General features: G+C 67.4%; 11 protein-coding genes, 1 pseudogene and 2 riboswitches. Of the genes and pseudogenes, 6 read left to right on the top strand and 6 right to left on the bottom strand.

Annotation, left to right across the window (positions count from 1 at the left end):
* The first annotated feature begins 115 nt into the window (after positions 1–115).
* Positions 116–1,774, top strand: a complete 1,659-nt coding sequence (locus tag ACFPOU_RS12690) for a peptide chain release factor 3 (RefSeq protein WP_379721647.1) — start codon at positions 116–118, stop codon at positions 1,772–1,774.
* Between the two features lie 57 nt (positions 1,775–1,831).
* Here ACFPOU_RS12690 and ACFPOU_RS12695 read toward each other — a convergent pair.
* A pseudogene (locus tag ACFPOU_RS12695) lies at positions 1,832–2,010 on the bottom strand (IS1595 family transposase); the annotation flags it as partial.
* A 511-nt stretch (positions 2,011–2,521) separates the two neighbouring features.
* Here ACFPOU_RS12695 and ACFPOU_RS12700 point away from each other — a divergent pair.
* Entirely contained in the window at positions 2,522–4,234 is a 1,713-nt protein-coding gene (locus tag ACFPOU_RS12700) for a methyl-accepting chemotaxis protein (protein ID WP_379721650.1), read from the top strand.
* Between the two features lie 86 nt (positions 4,235–4,320).
* Here the strand turns inward: ACFPOU_RS12700 and gcvP are convergent, their stop codons facing one another.
* The 3 genes from gcvP to gcvT all read right to left on the bottom strand — a co-directional run bounded on the left by gcvP (position 4,321) and on the right by gcvT (position 8,884).
* Complete coding sequence (gene gcvP, locus ACFPOU_RS12705; RefSeq protein ID WP_379721653.1) at positions 4,321–7,206, bottom strand: aminomethyl-transferring glycine dehydrogenase; 2,886 nt, start codon at positions 7,204–7,206, stop codon at positions 4,321–4,323.
* A gap of 133 nt (positions 7,207–7,339) precedes the next feature.
* On the bottom strand, positions 7,340–7,720 hold the full coding sequence (gene gcvH / locus ACFPOU_RS12710) for a glycine cleavage system protein GcvH (protein WP_379721656.1): 381 nt from the start codon (positions 7,718–7,720) through the stop codon (positions 7,340–7,342).
* A 45-nt stretch (positions 7,721–7,765) separates the two neighbouring features.
* A complete protein-coding gene (gcvT, locus tag ACFPOU_RS12715; protein ID WP_379721658.1) occupies positions 7,766–8,884 on the bottom strand; it encodes a glycine cleavage system aminomethyltransferase GcvT in 1,119 nt (372 codons plus the stop codon).
* Positions 8,885–8,943: 59 nt separating this feature from the next.
* Positions 8,944–9,037, bottom strand: a riboswitch (glycine riboswitch).
* Between the two features lie 13 nt (positions 9,038–9,050).
* Positions 9,051–9,138: riboswitch (glycine riboswitch) on the bottom strand.
* Positions 9,139–9,360: 222 nt separating this feature from the next.
* Between gcvT and ACFPOU_RS12720 the strand changes: the two genes are divergently transcribed.
* Complete coding sequence (locus ACFPOU_RS12720; RefSeq protein WP_379721661.1) at positions 9,361–9,921, top strand: ATP-dependent Clp protease proteolytic subunit; 561 nt, start codon at positions 9,361–9,363, stop codon at positions 9,919–9,921.
* Positions 9,922–10,237: 316 nt separating this feature from the next.
* On the opposite strand, the gene ACFPOU_RS12725 is transcribed toward ACFPOU_RS12720, so the two are convergent.
* Entirely contained in the window at positions 10,238–10,558 is a 321-nt protein-coding gene (locus ACFPOU_RS12725; RefSeq protein WP_379721664.1) for a hypothetical protein, read from the bottom strand.
* 202 nt (positions 10,559–10,760) lie between these two features.
* Complete coding sequence (locus ACFPOU_RS12730) at positions 10,761–12,020, bottom strand: methyl-accepting chemotaxis protein (RefSeq protein ID WP_379721667.1); 1,260 nt, start codon at positions 12,018–12,020, stop codon at positions 10,761–10,763.
* Between the two features lie 212 nt (positions 12,021–12,232).
* Here ACFPOU_RS12730 and ACFPOU_RS12735 point away from each other — a divergent pair, with 212 nt between their 5' ends.
* The 3 genes from ACFPOU_RS12735 to ACFPOU_RS12745 all read left to right on the top strand — a co-directional run bounded on the left by ACFPOU_RS12735 (position 12,233) and on the right by ACFPOU_RS12745 (position 19,382).
* Complete coding sequence (locus ACFPOU_RS12735; RefSeq protein WP_379721670.1) at positions 12,233–14,533, top strand: DUF1631 family protein; 2,301 nt, start codon at positions 12,233–12,235, stop codon at positions 14,531–14,533.
* 182 nt (positions 14,534–14,715) lie between these two features.
* Entirely contained in the window at positions 14,716–18,240 is a 3,525-nt protein-coding gene (smc, locus tag ACFPOU_RS12740) for a chromosome segregation protein SMC (RefSeq protein WP_379721673.1), read from the top strand.
* Positions 18,237–19,382, top strand: a complete 1,146-nt coding sequence (locus tag ACFPOU_RS12745; RefSeq protein ID WP_379721677.1) for a cell division protein ZipA C-terminal FtsZ-binding domain-containing protein — start codon at positions 18,237–18,239, stop codon at positions 19,380–19,382. Before smc ends, ACFPOU_RS12745 begins: the two co-directional genes overlap by 4 nt.
* Positions 19,383–19,384: the final 2 nt, after the last annotated feature.

A 19,384-nucleotide genomic window follows, 5' to 3' on the forward strand; every position in this document is an offset into this window, starting at 1 on the left:
ACCCGCCCCCGCGCGCCGGGGCGCCGGGGGCGGGCCCGCCAATCAATTCACACAAGCATCTGGAGACCCGGTAAAATCGCCGGTTTTGCTAGGACCCACCGCTTTGGCCGAGATTATGGACACCGATACCGCAGCACCCATTCTTGAGACGACCGACAGCGACGTGGCTGGCAAGTCGGCGGCACTGATCGCGAACGAAGTCGCGCGCCGCCGCACCTTCGGCATCATTTCCCACCCCGACGCCGGCAAGACCACGCTGACCGAAAAGCTGCTGCTGTTCTCGGGCGCGATCCAGCTCGCCGGTACCGTCAAGGGCCGCAAGAGCGGCCGCCATGCCACCTCCGACTGGATGGACATCGAGAAGCAGCGCGGCATTTCGGTCGCTTCCTCGGTGATGCAGTTCGAGTTCCGCGACCATGTGATCAACCTGCTCGACACGCCCGGCCACCAGGACTTCTCGGAAGACACCTACCGCGTGCTGACCGCCGTCGACTCGGCGCTGATGGTGATCGACGCGGCCAAGGGCGTCGAGGCGCAGACGATCAAGCTGCTCGACGTCTGCCGCATGCGCAACACGCCGATCGTCACCTTCATGAACAAGCTCGACCGCGAAACGCGCGATCCGCTCGAACTGCTCGACGAACTTGAATCGGTCCTGAAGATCGAGTGCGCGCCGGTCACCTGGCCGATCGGCATGGGCAAGAACTTCCGCGGCGTCTACCACCTGCTGAAGGACGAGATCATGCTGTTCAAGGCGGGCGAGGAGAAGGCCGACGGCGCCTTCGAGATCCTGAAGGGCATCGACAACCCGAAGCTGGCCGAGATGTTCCCGCTCGAGATCGAGCAGCTGAAGATGGAAGTGGAACTGGTGCACGGCGCCTCCCATCCGTTCGATCTGGAGCGTTTCCTGTCGGGCGTGCAGACGCCGGTCTTCTTCGGTTCGGCCATCAACAACTTCGGCGTGCGCGAGATCCTGTCGGCGCTGGTCGACTGGGCGCCGGGCCCGCGCGAGCGCGACGCCACGGTGCGCGCCGTCGAACCGAGCGAAGCGAAGTTCACCGGCTTCGTCTTCAAGATCCAGGCCAACATGGACCCGGCCCACCGCGACCGCATCGCCTTCCTGCGCGTGTGTTCGGGACGTTTCGAGAAGGGCATGAAGGTCAAGCACCTGCGCCTCGGGCGCGAAGTCAAGCTGTCCTCGGTGGTCACCTTCATGGCGTCCTCGCGCGAGCAGGTGGAAGAGGCCTACGCCGGCGACATCATCGGCCTGCCGAACCACGGCAACATGCAGATCGGCGACAGCTTCTCCGAAGGCGAGATGCTCACCTTCACGGGCATTCCCTATTTCGCGCCGGACCTGTTCCGCACGGTGCGCATCCGTAATCCGCTGAAGATGAAGCAGCTCCATAAAGGCTTGCAGCAGCTGGGCGAGGAGGGCGCGGTGCAGGTCTTCAAGCCGGTGCTGGGCTCGGACCTGATCCTGGGCGCGGTCGGCGTGCTGCAGTTCGAGGTGGTGGCGAGCCGCCTGTTGAACGAATACGGTGTCGATGCCGTCTTCGAAGGCTCCAGCATCAGCAGCGCGCGCTGGGTGTCCTCCGACGACAAGAAGTCGCTGGCCGACTTCGAGGTGCAACTGGGGCATAACGTGGCCTACGACGCGGCCGGCAACCTGGCCTACCTGGCCACCTCCGGCGTGAACCTGCGCCTGACCCAGGAACGGTGGCCGAAGCTGACCTTCCACGCGACGCGCGAGCACGCGGCCAAGCTCGGCTGAGGTCGGCGGGCGGCAAATGGGGGCCGGCAGCATTGCCGGCCTTTTTTTTCGAGGCGCTGTCACCGTTACGTGTGGACGAGTCCCATTGCCGCTCGCAGGAAGCGCTCCGGCGACGCAATGCGCTCGCCATCGGGCGCCCAGCGCCAGCCCAGGTAATTCGGCAAGTAGGGTGAAGCAACGCCATGGAGGCGTGCCAGCCACTGCCTGAATCGGCGGTGATAGGCGTTCACGTTTCGAGCGAGGGCCGCAGCGCCTGCACGAGGTGCGCACGCTGGCGCCTCGTCAATGGACTCGATTGCCTTAGAGCGCCTAACAAAACCTCCATAGCTGCGTTGCAGCTCCTTGCCGTACAGTCGTACTGTCTTCGTCGCCGCGCCTTGCTCTGAAGGTTTTGTTAGGCGCTCTTAGCCATGTTGTGAAGCGTCTTGCCTGCATGCCAGACTCCGCTCGATGGTCGAATAGCAGTTCGACCTCGCTAGCGCCCAGCGGTTCAATGTCTACACATAGCGGTGACAGCGCTTTTTTCGACGGCAGGGCCGGAACGGCGGCGCGTCTGTCTGCAAATGTCCACCTGCAGGAAGGTGTTGATCCGCCTCAAGGGCGCTGGGGAAGCGATGCCGTAGATTGGTCGAATGCGTTAAGGAAATATTGCGCATTATCGACTCGCGAGGCCATCATGCTTGAGCACCAGCGTTTCCCCGCGGCGGCCGCACCGGCCGCCTTTCCTTTCCTGTCCAGGGGATTGACATGCTCTCGCGCCTGAAAATCGGTCCCAAACTCCTGCTCGCGCCCGGCGTGGTGCTGCTGCTGCTGGTGCTGCTCTCCTGCGGTGCCTGGTATGCGATGGTGCGCCAGAACGCCTCGCTCGAAGACATCGTCGGACGCCGCGCGGCGCACATGCGCGCCGCCAGCGACCTGGTATTTACGGCCCAGCGCGCGCATGCCGAGATCTACCAGTTGCAGAGCTGGATCGGGGGCAGCTTCCCGAAAAGCCGGATCGCGCCCCTGATCGGCGACATCCACCGCCAGCATGCGCTGACCACCGCCGGCCTGCGGCGCCTGGCGCGCATGACGCCGCCCGGCAGCGCCGAGCGCCGCTATGTCGACGGCGCCGGCACGGCCCATGCCCGCTACGTGCAGGCGGTGGTCGAGGTGATCGAACTGGCGCGCGACGACCAGTCGATCAGCGCGAACGCGATGAGCAAGGCCGAGTCCGCGTTCGCCGACGTGGCCCGGCGCCTGAACGCCTTGTCGCAGCTCGAGCAGTCCTTGTCGCAGGAAGCGTCCGACAGCGCCGCCGCCGACTTCCGTGTCATGACCTGGCTGATGCCGCTGGTGATCGTGCTGGCATGCGCCGTCTCGCTGCGCATCACGGTCGCGGTGCGCAAGGCGCTGCTGGGCGAGATCCGCGGTATCGGCGCCGCGGCGGTCGACCTGGCCAGCGGCGACCTGACGGCCAGGGAGCGCGTCTACGGCAGCGACGAGATCGCGGAAACCTCGCGCGCACTGAATGCCAGTATCCGCAACCTGAACCTGACGCTGCGCACGATCCTGGAATCGGCGCGCTCGATCGGCTCGGCCTCGCGCGACCTCGCCCTGGGCAACCTGAACCTGAGCACGCGCGCCGTCTTTCGCGCCAGTTCGCTCGAACACACGGCCTGCTCGATGCAGGAACTGGCCGCCACCGTGCACCTGACGGCCGACAGCGCGCAGGCCGCCAACCGCCTGGCCGAATCGGCCTCGAACGTCGCCCAGCAGGGCGGGAACGTGGCCGACCGCCTGGTGACGACCATGGAATCGGTGAAGGGCAGCGCCTGCCGCGTGGGCGAGATCAGCCGCGAGATCGACGCCATCGCGGTCGAGACCGGCACGCTGGCAGTGAATGCGGCGCTGGAAGCGGCGCGCGCCGGCGAGCACGGGCGCGAGTTCGCGCTGGTGGCGGGCGAAGTGCGCTCGCTGGCGCTGCGCACCGGCAGCGCGGCGCGCGAGATCCGCGAGCTCATCGCCCGGTCGGTGGCCGAGATCGAAGGCGGGACCGCCTTTGCCGCGCAGGCCGGCAGCAGCATGGCGACGATCGCCGTCTCGGTGCAGCAGGTGGGCGACATCATCAGCCAGATCAGTTCGGCCAGTATCGAGCAGGCCAGCGGCCTGTCGGAAGTGAACGAGGCGATCGTGCAGATGGACCAGGTCACGCAGCGTAATTCCTCGCTGGTGGAAGAAGCGGCGCAGGCGGCGCGCAGCCTGCAGATGCAGGCGATGACCTTGTCGCGGGCCGTGGCGGCCTTCCGCCTGGACGAAGCGGTGCTGCCGCCGGAGCCACCGGCGCGCGCTTCGAGCGTGGCCGACGTCGACATACGCGAGGTGCTGAAGGATGGGCGGCGCGACGCCAGCCGCGAGCCGGGGCGCGAGCGCAGGAAGGCGCCGCGGCCGCACCTGAGGCTGGCCTCGCGCAGGGATTGAGGGCGGCCGCCCGGCGGGTGCGGTGCATGAAAAAAAGCGGCGCCGGGTTCGCTCCCGGCGCCGCTTTTCATCTTACCGCCAGGCCCTTACTCGTAATCGCTGATCGGCGCGCAGCCGCAGAACAGGTTGCGGTCGCCATACACGTTGTCCGCGCGGCCGACCGGCGGCCAGTACTTCTTCTTGCGCAGCGAGGCCACCGGGAAGGCCGCCACTTCGCGCGAATAGGTGTGCTGCCAGTCGTCGGCCGTGACCACTTCGGCCGTGTGCGGCGCGCCCTTGAGCGGATTGTCCATCTTGTCGTACTCGCCGCGCTCGACCTTGACGATCTCGGCGTGGATCGTGATCATCGCCTCGATGAAGCGGTCGATCTCGATCTTCGACTCCGACTCGGTAGGCTCGATCATCAGGGTGCCCGGCACCGGGAAACTCATGGTCGGGGCGTGGAAGCCGAAGTCCATCAGGCGCTTGGCCACGTCTTCGTTCGAGATTCCGGTCTTGTCCTGCAGCGGGCGCAGGTCGATGATGCACTCGTGCGCGACCAGGCCGTCGTGGCCCGTGTAGAGCACCGGATAGTGCGGGGCCAGGCGGCGCGCGATGTAGTTGGCGTTCAGGATCGCCATCTCGGTCGCCGCGGTCAGGCCTTCGGCGCCCATCATCGCGATGTACATCCACGAGATCGGCAGGATCGAGGCCGAGCCGTACGGCGCCGCGCTGACCGCGCCGATGCCCTCTTCGTTGCGCACGTAGCCGCTCGAGCGCTGGTTCGGCAGGAAGGGTGCCAGGTGGGCGCCAACGCCGATCGGGCCGACGCCGGGGCCGCCGCCGCCGTGCGGGATGCAGAAAGTCTTGTGCAGGTTCAAGTGACTGACGTCGCCGCCGAAGGCGCCCGGCGCGGCCACGCCGACGAGCGCATTCATGTTGGCGCCGTCGATGTAGACCTGGCCGCCGTGCGCGTGCACGATCTCGCACAGTTCCTGGATGCCTTCCTCGAACACGCCGTGGGTCGAGGGGTAGGTGACCATCACGCAGGCCAGGTTCGCGCTGTGCTGTTCGGCCTTCTTCTTCAGGTCGGCCAGGTCCACGTTGCCGTTCTCGTCGCAGGCGGTGACGACCACCTGCATGCCGACCATGTTGGCCGATGCCGGGTTGGTGCCGTGCGCCGAGGATGGGATCAGGCAAATGTTGCGGTGGCCTTCGCCGCGCGCCTGGTGGTATTTCTGGATCACGAGGAGGCCCGCGTACTCGCCCTGCGAACCGGCGTTCGGCTGCAGCGAGATCGCGGCGTAGCCGGTGACGGCGCACAGCATTTCCTCGAGCTGGCCGATCATCTCGCGGTAGCCGACGGTCTGGTCGTCCGGGGCGAACGGGTGGATGCTGGAGAACTCGGGCCAGGTGACCGGGATCATTTCCGAGGTCGCATTGAGCTTCATCGTGCATGAGCCGAGCGGGATCATGGTGCGGTCCAGCGCCAGGTCCTTGTCGGCGAGCGAGCGCAGGTAGCGCAGCATCTCGTGCTCGGCGTGGTAGCGCTGGAAGGTCGGGTGGGTCAGGAAGGCGCTGGTGCGGGCCAGGGCCGCCGGGAAGGCTTGCGCGGCGTCCTTGTCGAGCGAGGCGACGTCCGGCGCCGCGGCGCCGTTGGCGAAGATCGAGAACAGCAGGTCGAGGTCCTCGCGGGTCGTGGTCTCGTCCAGCGACAGGCCGACGTGGCCGTCGTCGATGCGGCGCAGGTTGACGCCGGCCGCGCTCGCCGCGGCGTGCAGTTCGGCGGCGCGCCCGGTCTCGACCGTCAGCGTGTCGAAGAAGGTCGCGTTGGCCAGCGCGTAGCCCATCTGCTTGAGCCCCGAGGCGAGGATGCCGGCCATGCGGTGCACGCGCCGGGCGATGCGCGTCAGGCCTTGCGGGCCGTGGTAGACCGCGTACATGCCGGCCATCACCGCCAGCAGCACCTGGGCGGTACAAATGTTCGAGGTCGCCTTTTCGCGGCGGATGTGCTGCTCGCGCGTCTGCAGCGCCAGGCGCAGGGCCGGCTGGCCCTGGGCGTCGACGGTGACGCCGACCAGGCGGCCCGCCATCGAGCGCTTGAATTCGTCGCGCGTGGCGAGGTAGCCGGCGTGCGGGCCGCCGAAACCGAGCGGCACGCCGAAGCGCTGGCTGTTACCGACGACGACGTCGGCGCCCCATTCGCCCGGCGGCGTCAGCAGCGTCAGGGCCAGCAGGTCGGCGGCGACGATGATCATGGCGCCGGCCGCGTGCAGCTTTTCGCAGGCGACCCGGTAGTCGCGCACTTCGCCGTTCACGCCCGGGTATTGCAGCAGCACGCCGAAGCAGCTTTCGTCGAGCGACTCGACGCCGGCGGCGGCAACGGTGCGCACTTCGACCCCGATCGGCTCGGCGCGCGTGCGGATCACTTCCAGCGTCTGCGGCAGCACGTCGTCGGCGACGTAGAACACTTTCGAGGCGGACTTGCCGACGCGCTGGATCAGCGTCATCGCTTCGGCGGCGGCCGTGCCTTCGTCGAGCATGGACGAGTTGGCGATGCCCATCCCGGTCATGTCGGTGATCATCTGCTGGAAATTCAGGATCGCTTCCAGGCGGCCCTGCGAGATCTCCGGCTGGTAAGGGGTGTAGGCGGTGTACCAGGCCGGGTTCTCGAAGATGTTGCGCAGGATGACGGCCGGCGTATGGGTGCCGTAATAGCCCTGGCCGATGACCGACTTCATCACCTTGTTCTTGGCGGCGATCGCCTTCAGCTTGGCCAGCGCGCCTTGCTCCGGCAGCGGCTCGAAGAACTGGCCCAGGTCGAGCTTGTCCTTGCGGCGGATGTTGGCGGGAACGACCGCGTCGATCAGCGCCGCGCGCGACGCGTAGCCGAGCGTCGACAGCATCGCCGCTTCTTCGGTTTCGGACGGGCCGATGTGGCGCGGGATGAACGAATCGCGCGCTTCAAGTTGAGTCAGGCTGGTGCGGGTCATGGTGGTGGCCAAAAAGAGGTGACGGTGGCGCCGGGGGCGGCCGGTCGATGGATGGAGTCGGGAATGCGCTAGAGCAGGGCGGTACGCCCGGTGCGCGCACCACGGATGCGCGAACCGGGCGCACCTGTCGATATCAGTTGCCGGTGGTCTTGCCGTAGGCGTCGGCGTCGAGCAGGCCGTTGATCGCGTTGGCGTCGGCCGGCTTGAGCTTGAACAGCCAGGCGCCGTAGGCATCCTGGTTGATCGAGTCCGGCGCGTCGGCGGTCGGCTGGTTGACGGCGACGACGGTGCCGGCGACCGGCGCGTAGATGTCGCTGGCCGCTTTCACCGACTCGACCACGGCGGCGTCCTGGCCGGCCGTCAGGGTCTTGCCGACCTGCGGCAGTTCGACGAAGACGATGTCGCCCAGCGCGTCCTGCGCGTACTCGGTGATGCCGACGGTCAGCAGGCCGTCGGTCTCGAGGCGGACCCACTCGTGGGACTCGGTGTATTTCAGGTCGGTCGGAATGTTCATGTACAGGGCTCCAGGTTGGTATGTGGCGGTATTATAAATCTTGGGTCAGGCGGCCAGCACCTTGCCGTTGCGGACGAACGGCAGCTTGACCACGGTGGCGGCCAGCTTCTTGTCGCGGATCTCGACGTGCACGGTGTCGCCGATTGCGACATCCATCGGCAGGCGCGCCAGCGCGATCGCCTGCTGCATCGAGGGGCTGAAGGTGCCGCTGGTGATTTCGCCGGCTGCGCCCGACGCGGCCACGACGCGCTGGTGCGCACGCAGGATGCCGCCTTTCTCGCGCAGGATCAGGCCCATGAACTGGGCGTTCTGGCCCCTGGCCTGCAAGGCGGCCTTGCCGACGAAGTCGCGCTCGGAGACCAGGTCGATGGTCCATGCCAGGCCGGCGTCGAGCGGATTGACCGATTCGTCCATGTCCATGCCGTACAGGTTCATGCCCGCTTCCAGGCGCAGCGTGTCGCGCGCGCCCAGGCCGGCCGGCTTGACGCCGGCCGCGACCAGGGCGTTCCACAGCGCCTCGACCCGGTCGGCCGGGCACCCCAGTTCGAAGCCGTCCTCGCCGGTGTAGCCGGTACGCGCGACCATGACTTCGCCGAAGGCCGTATCCGGCACGATCACGACGTTGAAGGGTTTCATCGCCTCGGAAGCGGCGCGGGTCTCGGGCAGCACCTGCCAGACCCTGGCGCGGGCGTTCGGGCCCTGCACGGCGACCAGGGCGATGGCGTCGCCGCCGTCGCGGCGCTGGGTGATCGCCAGGCCGCTGCCGGTAGCGTCGTTCTGGCGGCGCATCCAGGCCACGTCTTTTTCGGCGGTGCCGGCGTTGACGACCAGGCGGAACCAGTCTTCGCGGAAGAAGTAGACGATCAGGTCGTCGATGACGGTGCCTTCGGGATTGAGCATGCACGAGTAGAGCGCCTTGCCCGGCACCTGCAGCTTGTCGACGTTATTGGCCAGCAGGGCGCGCAGGAAGGGACGGGCATTGGCGCCTTCGAGGTCGACCACGCACATGTGCGAGACGTCGAACATGCCGGCATCGGTGCGCACGGCATTGTGCTCTTCGATTTGCGAGCCGTAGTTGACGGGCATGTCCCAGCCGCCGAAATCGACCATCTTGGCGCCGAGGGCGCGGTGTGCGGAATTGAGCGGGGTGGTCTTGAGCGTCATGGAGTCCTCGGGCAGTCGTATAGGGGAGCCGCCACGCCGGCCGAACCGATGCGTGCGCTGCGCGCCCCTCTGTCCTTGGTACCTGAGAGATAGCGACCGACGTCGCCTGCCCCTTCGGTGGGCCCTCGCGGGCCGCTCTCCAGAGTTGGTCCGCACCTCGGGTGCCGACCCTTGACCGGTCCTTTTGCCTGAGAGTTTTTGGGTGATGCCCCTTCGGCGCCAGCGCATCGGCTGACCTCTCCCGATCAAGACTGTGGAGAATATGTCACCGCCTCGATTGTGTCAATCTCGCGCGGCCCGATTCGCCCTCCCGCGCCCGCTGTTAAGGCCGCTTTAAGGCCGCTTTAAGGACGGCCGCACCAGGGCCTGCGCACCGTTGGCGTGCCGGTGCGCAGGCTTTTTCCTCGATTTGTTACACTGGCGATCACACTTTGGGGAATAAAACAACGGGGTAGATCACGGGGTAAAACACGACTATGAGCGAAGATAAAGCGAAACGCAGCAAGGAAGCCTGGTTCACCCTGTCGGGCGACGTCAACAGCGACATGGTGCACCGCGTGTTCGAGGCGGTCGGCCACATGACCGAGGACGGCATCGAAACGGCGCACGTGCTGGTGCAGTCGAACGGCGGCTATGTCAGCGATGGCCTGTGCCTGTACAACTTCATGTCGAAGTCGCCGATCGAGTTCGTGATGTACAACGGCGGGGCGGTGGCCTCGATCGCGGTCATCATGTACCTGTCGGGCACGCGCCGCTACGCCAGCGAGACGGCGCGCTTCATGGTGCACAAGTCGCATGCGACGGCGTCCCCGGGCTCGCGCCCCGACGCCCTCAACATCATCGTCGAGGGCTTGCGCGCCGACGATGCACGCACCGAATCGATCCTGCGCAAGCACGTCGAGCTCTCGCCGGAGCAGTGGGCCATCCACCAGTATTCCGACTTGCACCTCAATTCGCGCGACGCGAAGATCGCCGGCATGATCAACGACATCGCCGATTTCTCGCCGCCGAAAGGGGCGCACCTGCGCAATATCTGAGCGCGGTAAACCGGCACGGGCCGGCATTCGTTTCCATTCGAATCGAAGGAGGCGATGCCGGCCTTTCCTTTGTTCCGCGAATGGCGTATCCATGCAAATATCATGTGCAATTGAATGCGTGGATGCAAATTATATGTGCATGGATGGATAATGCAGGGCCCGGCATTTTCGCTGGCCGGCCAATGGAGTTAATATGGTGATGGGTATTATCCGGGCAAGGCCGGATAATACCCAAGCCGAATAAAAAAGAGCCCGGACAGCGGAATCGGCCGGGCTCTTTTCCGTTGCCGCCGCCCTTGGCGGCGGTCAGGGCGAATTACTTCTTTGCGTCGTTCTTGTGGCTTTGACGGCCGGCCGCGGCATGCTGCTCAGGCGTGCCGCCGCGGGTACCCGCGCCGGAACCCGAACGCGAACCCGAGCCGGAACCTGACTGCTTGTTGTCGTCGTTCCTGCCCTGGCGGCCCATGTCGAGATTCTGCTCCTGCGCGCCGCTGCGCGAACCGGCGCCGGCATCCGAGCGCGAACCCGAACCGGAACCGGACTGCCTGTTCGCGTCGTTCTTGTGGCTTTGACGGCCGGCTTCCGCATGTTGCTCAGGGGTTCCGCCTTGGACACCTTTTTTCTGATTCGAGGCCATGATGATTTCCTTTCAATGTGAAAAAACAGGTCTGCTCGCCGAACCGCCGGATGCATTCGGCGGCTGTTTTTCGGTGTTGCAATCATGAGAGCCGTACTGTTGAACCGGTATCGGATGACCGCCTGAGCCCGTGTAGGATACTTTCCTACCTATTGAAAATAAACCATGCCCTGAATACGTCAATGTTTTTTGGTGGTGATATTTAAAACTCTTCCCAATCGATATCGGGTTTGTCCGCCATCCGCCGGATCGGCGTTACCGTGGCGGCCGCTGGAAGCTGCGCCGCCTTGCGCGACGTTGCCGCTGTCTTCGCCGGCGGCTGCTGCACGGCAGCGGGCGTCGCCGGCGCCGCATCGCCCGCCAGCACGAAGCCGCCGGTGGCGCGCGTCAGCGCCGCGGCCTGTTCGCGCACCGCGGCGGCGGCGGCCGCTGCTTGCTCGACCAGGGCCGCGTTCTGCTGGGTCGCCTGGTCCATCGCGGCAATCGCCCCGTTCACCTGTTCGATGCCGGCGGTCTGCTCGATGCTGGCCGCGGCGATTTCACCGATGATGTCGGTGACGCGCTTGACGCTGGCGACGACCTCGTCCATCGTGCGTCCGGCCTTGTCCACCAGCTGGGTACCGGCCTCGACCTTCGCCACCGAGTCGTCGATCAGCGCCTTGATCTCCTTGGCCGCGGCCGCCGAGCGCTGCGCCAGGCTGCGCACCTCGGAAGCGACGACGGCAAAGCCGCGTCCCTGTTCGCCGGCCCGGGCCGCTTCCACGGCCGCATTCAGGGCCAGGATATTGGTCTGGAAGGCGATACCGTCGATCACGCCGATGATCTCGGCGATGCGCCTGGATGAATCGTTGATCGAGGCCATGGTGCCGACCACGTCGCCCACCACGGCGCCGCCCTTGACCGCGACTTCCGAGGCCGACAGGGCCAGCTTGCTCGCCGTACGCGCCGAGTCGGCGTTCTGGCGCACGGTAGCCGTCAGCTCTTCCATCGAGGACGCGGTTTGCTCGAGCGAGGCGGCCTGCTGTTCGGTGCGCCGCGACAGGTCCAGGTTGCCGCCGGCGATTTCCATGGTGCCGCTGGCGATGCCCGCCGCGCCGCCGCGCACCTCGCCGACCATGCCGGCCAGCTTGGCGGCCATTGCGCCCATGGCCGCCATCAGCGCCCCGGCCTGGCCGCCGGCATCGCCGGCGACGCGCAGGCGCAGGTCGCCGCCGGCCACGCGCTGCGCCACGCTCAGCGCCTCGTGCAGCGGACGCCCGGCCTCGCGCACGGTCCAGGCGGCAATCAGTGCCGTGACGACGGCGCCGGCGCCGATGCCCGCCACGGCCGCGCCGCGCACGGCCGCGGCGGCGTCGCCCAGCTGCGCCAGCAGCCAGAGCAGGCAGGCCGCTCCCAGTACGAACAGGAGCGCAAAAGCGCCGACGATCTTGAACCGGGTATCGCGTTGACGAATCAGTTTCATGGCAGCTTCCTCGGGTGGGCTGGAACGTGGAGTGGAAAAAGGGAACCTTGTCATGTTAGGGAAACAAAGAAGACGGCGGTTGCGGCATCGCAAGCTAAAGATGCCGTAAGTAAATGCCGTGAACAGGGTAAATTTAGCGTTAGAGTATTTCCAAGTGGAAATTATGTGCAACAATGACGTGCCGGCGCTTAGCGCCACAGGATGAACCGACCATGGCCCACGCCGCCAACGAACCCGCCAGCTCCAAGCCGTCCGCGCTCCCGCGCGAGCTACTGGCCGAACTCGTCCGCGACGCTTGCGCCAGCGCCGGCGAGCAGCTGGCCGCCATGGCCGACCGGCTGGTGGCGGCAATGGCCGACATGACAACGGCCGGCCTCGACCAGCAGGCCGCGTATCGCCGCGCCAAGGCCGGCAAGCTCTTGAAAAGCAACACCTACGCCTTCGTCCACCTGGCCGGCGAGGCGATCGAGCGCTCCCTGCGCGAGGCGGTCGACGAGCTGGTACCGGGCGCCAGGACCCGGGCCGACGCCATCTCGCTGAGCCTGGTGCCGCTGGAAGTGATGGATCACCGGGTCGCCTTCGGCAGCTTGTGCCGTCCCTTCGACATCGCCCATTCGGAAGTGCTGGCCAGCCTGTGCGTGCGCATCGGCCTGCTGCTCGGGCGCGAGCTGCTGCGCCCCGGCCAGAATCCCTTCCGCCCCGAGCTCTTCCTCATCGCCATCCACGATGCCTGGCGCGCCTTCACCCCGGACGCCGGCGACCACGCGCTGCTGCTGCCGCTGCTGCGCCCCGAGCTCTTCCTCGACCTGGGTCCGCTGCTGGCGGCCCTCGACGCGACGCTGCGCGCGCGCAGCAAGCAGGCGCGCGAACGCTTCCATATCAGCAAGACGACCGACGCCGGCCGCGTCCGCCGTACGGGAATGGATGCAGCGCTGGCGCAGCAACTGCGCAGCCTGCTCGGGAACGCGGACGCGGAGGGCGCCGCGCTCGTGCCGGATGTGCCGAATATGCCGCAGGGAAATGGCTGGCGACCGAGTTCGGCCACGGGATTCGGCGCGCCCGAGCGTACGGCGGCGCTGCCGGCCGGTGCCGCTTGCGACCTGGCCGGGGCGTCCGTTCGCGCGGACGCCTATCCCGGCTTCGCGGCCGCAGCGGGCGCGCCGGCGCTCCCGGCAGCGGCCCTCCGGCAGCATGCCTCGCTGCTCGACCTGCTGGCCGGCCTGCAGCTTCCGGCCACCGCCGCGGCCGTGCCGGCGGGCGATGCCGGTGCCACGGCGGCGCCGCACAACGGCGTCTATCTGCCGCGCCTGAAGCAGAGCCTGCCCCAGGGCGCCCTGTCGCGCGGTGAAGAAAACACGCTGGACCTGCTCGCGCGCATTTTCGAGACGGTGCTATTGGACGACAGTATCCCGGCAGAAACGCGCGGACTGATCCGCTTCCTGCAGGTGCCGGTGCTGAAGGCGGCGCTGCTCGACCAGGAGTTTTTCTTCCAGGAAGCGCACCCGGCGCGGCGCATGATCGACCTGCTGTCGACCATGGGCTGGGAGGGACGCAAGCATGTCGACGATCCCGTGGTGCAAGCCATGCGCCGCGGCGTCGACCGCATCGGCCGCGCACCCGACGCCCAGCCGGCCGCGTTCGCCGAAGCCGTGGCCGAACTCGAAGCCCAGCTGGCGGCCGAGGAGCGCGCGGCCGAGGAAGCGATCGCCGCCCCGATCGCGCGCGCCACCAGGATCGAACGGCAGACCGTGGCCCAGCGCTCGGCGCGCCAGGCGGTGCGGGCGCGCGTTGCCGACGGCGCGCTGCTGCCCGTGGTCTCGATCTTCCTCGAACAGCGCTGGGTCGACGTGCTGACCTTTGCCCACCTGATCGAGGACGAGCGCCCGGGCGCGCTGCAGAACGCCACCCAGACCATGGACGAGCTGGTCTGGACCGTGAAGCCGAAGGCGACCCAGGAACAGCGCAAGGCGCTCATCGCCAAGCTGCCGGGCCTGCTCACAGCGCTCAATAAATGGCTCGACGCGATCAAATGGCGCGACGCCGAGCGCCTGCAATTCTTCGCCGAACTGGCGAAATGCCATCTCTCGATCGTGCGCGCGCCGCTCGAACTGTCGCCCGAGCGCCAGCTCGAACTGGCCGTCGAGGCGGCCCAGCAGGACGCGCTGCGCCGCATCGCCCAGGAACAGGCCGGCGCCGCGCAGGAGGCGGCGCCGGAGCAGGACGACATCGGCGGCCTGGTCGCGACCCTGGAGCGCGGCATGCGCCTCGAATTCGTCCAGCCTGACGGCGCCGTGCGCAAGGTCAAGCTGGCCTGGGTCAGCCCGCTGCGCACGCTCTTCATCTTCTCGGCCGGCGTGCGCCAGGAAGCGTTCTCGCTGTCGGCCGAGCAGCTGCTGGAAGTCTTGCGCGCCGGCAGCGTCCGGGTGCTGGCAGCGGAAGGCGTGGTCGGGCGCGTCCTGACCGAAGCCATGCAGGCGGTCAACGATCCGGCGCGCCGGCGCCTCGCGGGCTGAGAGTTCGCCCAGGACTCTCTATTTCATCCCAGCAAGCGCGTGCGCGGGCGGCATCGGCCAGGGGCGCCGCTCCGGGCCGATGCCCAGGAGCCGAATGCCCGGTCCGCTCGCAAACTTGGCCGAAAGGCAAGCGACAAATGGTATGATGCGTCCTTTATCGATTCCCGAGTACCCCAAGCAACGTGCGACTATCCTCCATTAAATTGTCGGGATTTAAGTCTTTCGTCGATCCCACCAATTTCCAGGTGCCTGGGCAACTGGTCGGCGTGGTTGGCCCGAATGGCTGCGGCAAGTCGAACATCATCGACGCCGTGCGCTGGGTGCTGGGCGAATCGAAAGCCTCCGAATTGCGCGGCGAGTCGATGCAGGACGTGATCTTCAACGGCTCGACCCACCGCAAGCCCTCGGGCCGCGCCTCGGTCGAACTCGTGTTCGACAACAGCCTCGGCAAGGCCGCCGGACAGTGGGGCCAGTACGGCGAAATCGCCGTCAAGCGCACGCTCACGCGCGACGGCACCTCTACCTATTACATCAATGGCCAGCCGGTGCGCCGGCGCGATATCCAGGATATTTTCCTGGGTACCGGCCTCGGTCCGCGCGCCTATGCCATCATCGGCCAGGGCATGATCGCGCGCATCATCGAATCGCGCCCGGAAGAATTGCGCGTCTTCCTGGAAGAGGCGGCCGGCGTCTCGAAGTACAAGGAACGCCGGCGCGAGACCGAAAACCGGCTGTCCGACACGCGCGAAAACCTGCTGCGGGTCGAGGACATCCTGCGCGAACTGAACGCCAACCTCGACAAGCTCGAGGCGCAAGCGGCCGTCGCCAACCGCTTCCACCAGCTGCAAAGCGACCAGGAAGAAAAGCAGAAGCTGCTCTGGCTCTTGCGCAAGAACGAGGCCAGGGCCGAGCAGGCCCGCTACTTCCGCGAGATGGAAGAAGCGCAGAACAGCCTGGAAGAGCAGACCGCCAGGCTGCGCAACGTCGAACTCGAACTCGAACACCTGCGCCAGCACCATTTCGCCGTCGGCGACCGCCTGCACACGGCGCAGGGCGCGCTCTACCAGACCAATTCCGAGATCGGCAGCCTGGAAGCGCAGATCAAGTTCGTGATCGAGTCGCGCACGCGCCTGCAGAACCAGCTCGGCACGCTCGCCGCCCAGCGCGACCGGTGGCTGGCCCAGGCCCGGGAATACGAAGAACAGATCGAGGAAGCGACCTGCAAGGTCGAAGAGCTGGCCGCGCGCGCCGAAGGCGCCCAGATCGCGGTCGAAGCGCAGGGCGAACGCCTGCCCGAACTCGATAGCGCCTGGCGCGAAGCCCAGCGCCGCGGCGACGAGGCCCGCGCCCGGATCGGCGAGGTGCGCCAGCGCATCGAGCTGGCCGCCGCCCACGGCCGCAATGCCGGCAATATCCTGAACGGCCTGGCGACCCGGCGCGAGCGCCTGCAGGCCGAGCAGAAGTCGCTGGCGCCGCCCGACAGCGCGCACCTGGCCAACCTGCGCCTGCAGCTCGAGGAAAAACAGCAGGCGCTGGAAGAGCAGACCCTGATGCAGGAAGAGGCGGCCGCGCTGATGGACGCCGCCGAGAGCGAGCGCAGCGCCGCCCACGCCCAGTCGCAGCGCGAGTCGGCCACCAACGCCCAGCTCGAAGCGCGCCTGTCGGCCTTGAAGCAGTTGCAGGACCGCGTGCAAACCCAGGGCAAGGTCGCGCCGTGGCTGCGCAAGCACGAACTGGACTCGCTGCCGCGCCTGTGGCAAAAGGTGCAGGTCGAGGAGGGCTGGGAAACCGCCCTGGAAGCGGTGCTGCGCGAGCGCGCCGGCGCGCTCGAGGTGTCGAACATCGACTGGGCCAAGGCCTTCGCCGGCGACGCCCCGCCCGCGCGCCTGGCCCTGTATGCACCGGCGCCCGGCGCGCCCGCCGCCGTCGAGGTAATGGGGCTGAAATCGTTCGCCAGCCTGCTCAAGCTGAACGACCCGGGCCTGCGCGGCGTGCTGGGCGACTGGCTGCACCTGGTCTTCGTCGCCGCATCGGTGAGCGACGCCTTTGCCGGGCGCGCGCGGCTGCCCCAGGGCGGCAGTTTCGTGACGCGCCAGGGCCATGTCGTCACCGGCTCGAGCGTGCGTTTCTACGCCGCCGACGCCGAGCAGGACGGCATGCTGGCGCGCCAGCACGACATCGACAACACGGCCACGCAGCTGCGCGCCCAGGCCTTGCTGACGGACGAGGCGCGTACGCGCGCCACCCGCGCCGACGCCCACGTGGCGGAACTGACGCGGCGCCTGCAGGACGCGCGCGCGCGCATCGCCACGCTCCAGCGCGAAGCCCATGCGCTGCAAATCGAGGTGGTGCGCCAGAACGAAGTCGAGTCGCGCTTCAACCAGCGCAGCAGCCAGATCGACGTCGACCTGGCCGAGATCGCGGCCCAGGAAGAAGAGCAGCGCATGGTCCAGCAGGAAGCCGAGCAGCAGTTCGAACAGCACGACATCGAGCTGGCCGGGCTGCAGTCCGGTTTCGAGGATGGCCAGGCGCTGTTTCTGCAAAGGGAAACGGCGCTGTCGGAGGCGCGCGACAAGCTGCGCGAGCTCGAACGCGGGGCCCAGGAAGCGCTGTTCGCCGAAAAGACGGGCCGCGCGAAGATCGAGGAGCTGCGGCGCAGCATCGCCACCGCCACGCAGCAGGCGGCGCAAGTCGCCGATAGCCTCGCCTCCGGCCAGGCCGAACTCGCGGCGCTCGAAAGCGGCAGCGCCCATGAAGGCTTGCAGGAACTGCTGGCGCGCCGCAGCGCGCAGGAAAAGGCGCTGTCGGACGCGCGCCACGAACTCGACCAGGTCGCGCAGCAGCTGCGCCATGCCGAGGAATCGCGCATGTCGTCCGAGCGCAGCCTGCAGCCGCAGCGCGACCGCATCACCGAGATGCAGCTGAAGGAACAGGCCGCGCGCCTGAACCAAGAGCAGTTCGCCGAAGCCCTGGCCGCCACCGGTGCCGACGAGGCGACGCTGGCCGTGAAGCTCGATCCGGAGCTCAAGCCGCAATACCTGCAGGGCGAGGTCACGCGCCTGTCGAACGCGATCGCGGCGCTCGGCGCGGTGAACCTGGCCGCGGTCGAGGAACTGGCGACGGCGTCGGAACGCAAGCGCTTCCTCGACGCGCAGAACGCGGACCTGAACGAAGCCATCGCCACGCTGGAAGACGCGATCCGCCGCATCGACAAGGAAACGCGCGAACTGCTGATGGATACCTTCGAGCGCGTCAACACGCATTTCTCGGAACTGTTCCCGATCCTGTTCGGCGGCGGCAATGCCAGGCTCGTCATGACGGGCGACGAGATCCTCGATGCCGGCGTCCAGGTGATGGCCCAGCCGCCGGGCAAGAAGAACGCGACCATCCACTTGCTCTCGGGCGGCGAAAAGGCGCTCACCGCCACGGCGCTCGTGTTCTCGATGTTCCGCCTGAACCCGGCGCCGTTCTGCCTGCTCGACGAGGTCGACGCGCCGCTGGACGACGCCAATACCGAGCGCTTTTGCCGCATGGTCAAGCGCATGTCCGAACATACCCAATTCCTTTTCATCTCGCACAACAAGATTGCGATGGAAATGGCCAATCAACTGATCGGTGTGACGATGCAGGAGCAGGGCGTATCGCGCATCGTGGCGGTGGACATGGAGTCCGCCGCCCATTTCGCTACTGAGGCACAAGCAGCATGACAGACCTTCAAATGAGCCTGATCGCGGCGGGCGGCGTCTTCGTCGTCGGCGTCATCTCCTACAACAAGTGGCAGGAGCACAAGGCGCGCAAGAGCGTCGAACGCGCCTTCGCTTCCGATCACGACGACGTCCTGATGCGCCCGGACGGCAGCGCGGCCGAACGCAGCGAACCGGTGCTCGACCTGGGCGCCACGCCCTCGATGGGACCGGTCGAACCGGGCTTCGGCACCGGAGCGCCGGCCGCCGCGCCCGCCGCCGCCCCTTCCGCCGCCTTCGATGCGCCGGCATCGCTGGAGCCGGCCGCCACGCCGGCCGGCGCCGCGCCCGACAACGCGCCCAGCGAACTGGCCGAGAGCCTGGTCGACCCGCTGATCGACTGCATGATTCCGCTGGCGCTGGAAGGCCCGGCGCGCGGCGAGAGGATCCTGCCGGCGCTGCACCAGCTGCGCCGCGTCGGTAACAAGCCGATCCACTACATCGGCCTGGCCGTGAGCGGCGACTGGGAGCCGATCGCGCATGGCGGCGTCTATACCAAGCTGCAGGCGGGCGTGCAGATGGCGACCCGCACCACGGCCCTCAACGAGCTCGAATACTCGGAACTGGTCACGCGCCTGCGCGCGGTGGCCGACGACATCGGCGCCGAGCCGGAAGTGCCGGACATGATCGAGGTCATGAGCGAAGCGCGCACCCTGCACAAGTTCGTCGCCGGCCATGACGCCCAGCTGGGCGTGAACCTGAAATCGAACGGCACGCCGTGGGCGATGTCGACCCTGATCGGCGCGCTGGAAAAGGCAGGCTTCGACGTCGGCCCGAGCGGCCGCTTCGCCATGCCCGACGGCGCAGGCGGCGTGCTGTTTACGCTGTCGACCAACGTGACCCTGGGCGCCGACACCACCGACCGCCTGACCCTGCTGCTCGACGTGCCCTGCGTGGCGCCGAGCCGCGACGGCTTCGGCGCGATGGTCAAGGCCGCGCGCGACCTGATGATGCGCCTGGACGCGACCATGGTCGACGACTTCGAGCAGCCGCTGCTCGACTCCACGCTCGACGAAATCGCCGGCCAGGTGAAGGATTTCTATACCGAGATGGAAGCGGCCGACATTCCCGCCGGCTCGACCCGCGCGCTGCGCCTGTTCAGCTGAGG

This window comes from Massilia jejuensis (assembly GCF_042656795.1).
Classification (GTDB): Bacteria; Pseudomonadota; Gammaproteobacteria; order Burkholderiales; family Burkholderiaceae_D; genus Telluria; species Telluria jejuensis.